This is a genomic window from Vibrio sp. 1167 (assembly GCF_033340375.1).
In the GTDB taxonomy this organism is placed as follows: domain Bacteria; phylum Pseudomonadota; class Gammaproteobacteria; order Enterobacterales; family Vibrionaceae; genus Vibrio; species Vibrio alginolyticus.
In genome coordinates, this window is record NZ_JAWOWK010000126.1 from 1 (window position 1) to 1,043 (window position 1,043).

The 1,043-nt window shown below is 44.1% G+C and carries 1 protein-coding gene and 1 pseudogene; one reads left to right on the forward strand and one right to left on the reverse strand.

The window, feature by feature from the left end:
• On the reverse strand, positions 1-430 hold a 430-nt coding region (locus R7Z78_RS24830; protein WP_169643724.1), incomplete at its 3' end, for a hypothetical protein.
• 307 nt (positions 431-737) lie between these two features.
• Here R7Z78_RS24830 and R7Z78_RS24835 point away from each other — a divergent pair.
• A pseudogene (locus R7Z78_RS24835) lies at positions 738-1,043 on the forward strand (collagenase); the annotation flags it as partial.

A 1,043-nucleotide genomic window follows, 5' to 3' on the forward strand; every position in this document is an offset into this window, starting at 1 on the left:
GTTGAGTCTTTATTCCCGCTTGCTCAAAACGGGCGAATACAGGCTTGTGATGCTGCTGATACCAGCTCGCTGGCATGTTAGGTTTAAGCTGTAGCTTCTCCTGTTTGCTGATCACCACATAGTGCAAAAACGCGTTAAGCGTAGCCGTCATTACATCACACGTCATCTCTCCATCTTTGCTGATGGCTTTGAGCAAACCAACCACGGTTTCTTCAGGAATTAAAGGCTCAATAACCGCCTGTTTACGAGTTTTAAGGCTGATAGAGGCTGGCAACGAATCACGGGCGGTTTCCCAACAAACCTTGTTGTTTTTATTTACTAAATTGTTTTTATAGCAGTAGTAACTGAATAAAAAACGGGACACGTTTTGCCAGCGTTGCGTTTGGATTTCTAACCACAGGTGCTGAAGTTCGATATCGGCATCGGTCATAGATTTCATTCTAAATATGTTGGGAGAGCGATAGTGTAGCTTGGTTTTTTCATAACGCCAAAATCCTTCGTTGTGGCGTCTTTAAGTGCTAGTTCATCAAAGTCTATTGAGCAAATCGATTTTAATAAAGTTCGTAGTGTGGCGAATTGGGTACTAAAAAGTGATACCGCTAAATTTGTTTGTTAATGAATTGTTTATTTTAAAGCTCAGTCAGATTTATATGAGGGTGCTCTTCGTTGTGAAAAGAGCACGAAGTGATGTCACGTGGTATCGGCATTTAAGGAACACATTATATAGAAGAACAAAGATGGAACTGAAAACCCTCAGCGTCGTGATTGCGGCAACCTTGAGCAGCACTGCTGCGTTCGCAATGAGCGAGCCAGTAGCGCAAGTCACAGAGAAAGTTGAACATCATCAGCACGAACACGGTGTAGAAACGGCGCAGCCTGAGTATGCACCGACAGAATTGTTACCACAGCTACCGAAACAGACGTTACGTACGCGGGCAACCCAATCAGTTGAAGCGGCAAGCGTGGTTTGTGACGTAGAATCGTTCACAACCACCAACAGCAACGACTTGATCAGCGCGATAAAAACTCAAGGTGCAAGTTGC